The organism is Streptomyces sp. SID5464 (genome assembly GCF_009862985.1).
GTDB lineage: Bacteria > Actinomycetota > Actinomycetes > Streptomycetales > Streptomycetaceae > Streptomyces > Streptomyces chartreusis_D.
Genome location: NZ_WWIQ01000032.1, coordinates 2,174 through 6,567, shown reverse-complemented (window position 1 = coordinate 6,567; position 4,394 = coordinate 2,174). Strand labels below are relative to the sequence as shown.

Sequence of the window (4,394 nt, the reverse complement as noted above, 5' to 3'; positions counted from 1 at the left end):
ACGGTGAAGTCCCTGGACGACCTCAACACCATGCTCGGCATCTGACCCGAGCAACATGAGTCCCGCACCGCACACACACGCGCGCTTTTCCCGCGGTTTGTGTTCGCCGTGCGGGACAAGAATCCGGTGCCTTCCGCACCTGTTCGACAGAGCCACTGCGGGCCCGGCGGCAATCAAAGCGACTGGAAATAAGCCGTCGTGTCACAGCGACGGGTCTGATTACTGGCGACACCGCTGCACATGGCAGCGTTCTCTTCTCTCCCGGTCTCGCGCGGCGCCTTCAGCAGCCCCGAGCCGTTTCCTTCCGCCGATTACGGCGTAACAGCAACAGCCCCTCCCAGGACCAGCACGTCCCTGCAGCAGATACCCGTGTATCCCCAGCGATTTCCAGGAGGCACCGCCATGGAAGGCAACCGGATTGGACGCAGAACCGTACTCCGCACCGCAGGCGCAGTGGCCGCAGCCACCGCCCTCGCCGGCTGCGGCACCGCGACCGGCAGCAGCTCGTCCGGCGGCGGCAGGAAGAGAATCGTCGTCAGCAACAGCGGCGGCGCCTACAACGACGCGCTGACCAAGGCGATCTACGAGCCGTTCACCAAGGAGACCGGCATCACGGTCACCACGGTCAACTACCAGTCCGCGCAGGTCATCGCCCAGGTCAGGCAGGGCCGGCCGCAGGTCGACCTGATGGACAACTCGCTGCTGATCTTCCAGAAGATGGCCCGCCTGGACTGTCTGGAGCCCGTGGACCACGACCGGCTGAAGAGCGCCAAGGGCGCCGGGATCGCGGTCCACAACCTGCCGGAGTACGCGGTCGGCAAGAACGTGTGGGCGAGCCTGATGGCCTACCGCACCGACAGTCTGAAGCGGGCGCCCAAGAGCTGGGCCGACTTCTGGAACACGGACGCCTTCAAGGGTCCGCGCTCGCTGCAGAGCGCGGAGGTGGATCTGCCTGAGCTGGAGTTCGCGCTGCTGGCCGACGGTGTGCCGCTGGACAAGCTGTACCCGCTGGATGTGGACCGGGCCTTCAAGGCGATGTCGCGGATCCGCGGCGACGTGAAGAAGTTCTGGAACACCGGTGCCCTTCCAGCGGTGCTGCTGGGCCGCAAGGAGGTCGTCGCGACCAGCCTGTGGGCCGGCCGCGCGGACGAGCTGATCAAGCAGGGGCAGCCGGTCGCGTACCAGTGGAACGGCGCCCGCAGGATGACCAACGGCTGGGGCATCCCGAAGGGCGCGGACAACACCGACGCGGCCTACAAGCTGATCGACTTCTCGCTGCGCCCCGAGGTCCAGGCCGCGTTCGCCAAGCTCTACCCAGGCGGTCCGGTCGTCCCCGGCGCCGTCAAGCTGCTCTCGGAGGATGTCCTGGCCACGCTTCCGACCTCGCCGCAGAACCTCAAAACCGGGTTCGACGCCGATGTCGCCTGGTGGGACAAGAACCAGGAGGCGGTCACCAAGCGCTGGCAGGAGTGGGCCGATGCCTGAGCGCCCCACGAGCCTGACCGCCGGAGGCCTATCGGCTGACGACCTCGCCGCTGCCCTGGCCCCGCGCTCCTCCTCACCTGACGGGGAAGTCGTTGTCGGTGACGGGGCTGCGGAAGTCCTACGGCGGGACGACGGTGGTCGACGGTGTGGACATGGAGATCGCGGCGGGTGAGTTCGTCACCTTCCTCGGCTCCTCCGGTTCCGGCAAGACCACCACGTTGATGATGCTGGCCGGGTTCACCGAGCCGGACTCCGGAACCGTCAGCGTCGACGGCCGGGACATCACCGGCCTCAACCCCGGCAAACGCGACTTCGGTTTCGTCTTCCAGCAGTACCTGCTCTTCCCGCACATGACGGTCGAGGAGAATGTCGCCTTCCCGCTGCAACTGCGTGGGGTGTCCAAGGCGGAGATCCGCCGCCGGGTGGGTGAGACGCTGCAGGCGGCGGGCCTGTCGAAGTTCGCCGGCCGCAAGCCGCGTGAGCTGTCCGGCGGTCAGCAGCAGCGGGTCGCCCTGTGCCGGGTGCTGGTCTACCGCCCGCCGATCGTCCTGATGGACGAGCCGCTGGGCGCGCTGGACAAGAAGCTGCGCGACCAGATGCAGACCGAGATCAAGACCATCCAGCGCGAACTGGGCCTGACCGTCGTCTACGTGACGCACGATCAGGAGGAGGCCCTGGTCCTGTCGGACCGGATCGCCATCATGAAGGACGGCCGGATCGAGCAGTTCGACACCCCGCGCGGCCTGTTCGAACACCCCCGCACCCCGTTCGTCGCGGACTTCCTCGGCGCCGCCAACTTCCTCAACGGCAAGGTGGAAGAGCCGGCCGCGGACGGCTGCACCCGCGTGCGCCTGGACACCGGCGGCGTGCTCACAGCCCGAGAGCACCCCTGTGTTCCGGGGCAGCGGGTCCGGGCAGCGGTCCGGCCGGGCAAGCTCCGCCTGGTCAGTGCCGAGGAAGGCTGTTGTACCGGCACGGTCGAAACAGCGGTGTACGTCGGTTCGCTGACCCGGATCTCGGTCCGTCTGGACGGCGCCGCTCCGGGGACGCCGCCCCTGCGGATCGAGACCGCCGTCGCTCCGCCGCGCGTCGGTGAGCGGGTCTGTGTGACCGCTGAGCGTGAGGACGTCAGTGTCTTCGACGCGACGGACGGGGGGTGAGCCGTGGCCGGCACCGCTCTCGCACCCGGCAAGGTGCGTGTGAAGACGTCCGAGAAGCGCGGGCACCGTTCACGGATCGCGCTGGTCAACGCCGTCCCCGTCACGGTGTTCCTGCTGGTGCTGTTCGTCTACCCGATCATCGGGGTGCTCTCCCTCAGCCTGAAGGGCGACACCGGCGGCTTCACCCTGCACTGGTACACCGACGCCCTCAGCGGCGTGAACCTCTCCGTGCTGATCTCCACCCTGCGCATCTCCGCGGAGACCGCCGTGCTCAGTGCTCCTGGTGGGGTTTGTGCTGGCGCACGCCATCGCCCGGATGCGGCCCGTCTTCGCCGCCCTGGCCATGCTGATCGTGGTCGTGCCGCACTTCATCAGCGCCCTGGTGCGCACCTACGGCTGGATCATCATGCTCGGTGATCACGGCTTCATCAACACGCTGGCCACCTCCGTGCACGCCCCCGGCGCGCCGTACTCGCTGCTCTACAACGAGACCGGTGTGGTCATCGGCACCACCTCGGTGATGCTCCCCTACACGGTGTTGATCCTGCAGGGCGTGATGCGCGGTGTCGACCGCAGGCTGCTGGCCGCGGCCGCCGGGTTCGGCGCAAGCCGGTTGACCATCTTCCGCCGTGTCTACCTGCCCCTGGTGGCCCCCGGTGTGGGTACGGCAGGCCTGCTCAGCTTCATCCTGTGCCTGGGCTACTACATCACCCCCGCCCTGATGGGCGGCGACAAGCAGACCGTCGTCGCCGCGCTGATCGACCAGCAGGTGATGAAGCAGGACCAGTGGAACTCCGCCGCCGCCTTCGGCGTCATCCTGCTGCTGCTCACCTTCGCCGGCCTCGGTGTCCTCGGTCTGGCCAAGCTCCGCCGCAAGAAGGCGGCCGCACGAAGGAGCGGCTCATGATGGAACTGCCCGCCACCCGAGCCGGACACATCGGCCGCGCCCTGAGCGCCACCGCGATCCTGCTGTTCCTGGCCATGCCCATCGTCATCATCCTGGTCACCTCCTTCGGCGCCGACGGCATCGGCACCTTCCCGCCGAAGGAGTACAGCACCCGCTGGTACGAGCAGATAGCCGCACCCGGCAGCGACTGGGCCACCTCCATCGCCCTGTCCAGCCTCATCGCCGCACTCACCACGGTCTTCTCCCTGATCCTGGGCGTGACCGCCGCCACCGCCCTGGCCCGCGGCCGGCTGCCCCTGCACGCGGCGGTCTACGGACTGGTCCTGGCCCCCATGCTCATCCCCCAAGTGGTCATCGCGCTCGGGTTGTTCCTGTTCTTCGAACCGGCCGGCATGCTCGGCAGCCCCCTCGCTATCGCCCTCGGGCACACCGTGCTGGCCGCACCCATCGCGGTCCTCATCATGATCTCCACCCTGAAGGGCATCGACGAACGCCTCGAAGACGCCGCCGCCAGCATGGGCGCCAGCCGCATGACCATCGCCCGGCGCATCACCTTCCCCCTGGCCACACCCGGCCTGATCGCCGCCGCCGTGTTCTCCTTCATCACCAGCTTCGACGAGTTCTTCATCGCCCAGTTCCTGTCGACCCCCGACACCCGCACCCTGCCGGTGCTGGTCTTCAACGCCCTGCAGTTCGACGTCGACCCGACCGTCACCGCGGTCAGCGCCGTCCTCATCGCACTCGCCATCCTCGCCCTCGCCCTCGTCGCCGCCGTCCGCAAACTCGGCGGACACCGCAACAGCCAAGGCGGCGTCCTCCCCGTCGAACCCCTCACCTGAGCC

Annotated in this window: 5 protein-coding genes; all 5 read left to right on the top strand. The window is 68.1% G+C overall.

Annotated elements, in window-relative coordinates:
* The first annotated feature begins 453 nt into the window (after positions 1-453).
* The 5 genes from GTY47_RS19350 (at position 454) to GTY47_RS19335 (ending at position 4,391) form a co-directional block, all read left to right on the top strand.
* On the top strand, positions 454-1,485 hold the full coding sequence (locus tag GTY47_RS19350; protein ID WP_010049286.1) for an extracellular solute-binding protein: 1,032 nt from the start codon (positions 454-456) through the stop codon (positions 1,483-1,485).
* A 98-nt stretch (positions 1,486-1,583) separates the two neighbouring features.
* Positions 1,584-2,645, top strand: coding sequence for an ATP-binding cassette domain-containing protein (locus GTY47_RS19345; RefSeq protein WP_010049284.1), 1,062 nt, complete (start codon positions 1,584-1,586; stop codon positions 2,643-2,645).
* A 3-nt stretch (positions 2,646-2,648) separates the two neighbouring features.
* Positions 2,649-3,062, top strand: coding sequence for a hypothetical protein (locus GTY47_RS41015; protein WP_234025789.1), 414 nt, complete (start codon positions 2,649-2,651; stop codon positions 3,060-3,062).
* Positions 2,962-3,552, top strand: coding sequence for an ABC transporter permease (locus GTY47_RS19340; protein ID WP_234025788.1), 591 nt, complete (start codon positions 2,962-2,964; stop codon positions 3,550-3,552). Before GTY47_RS41015 ends, GTY47_RS19340 begins: the two co-directional genes overlap by 101 nt.
* Positions 3,549-4,391, top strand: a complete 843-nt coding sequence (locus GTY47_RS19335; RefSeq protein ID WP_040904585.1) for an ABC transporter permease — start codon at positions 3,549-3,551, stop codon at positions 4,389-4,391. Before GTY47_RS19340 ends, GTY47_RS19335 begins: the two co-directional genes overlap by 4 nt.
* Positions 4,392-4,394 lie beyond the last annotated feature (3 nt).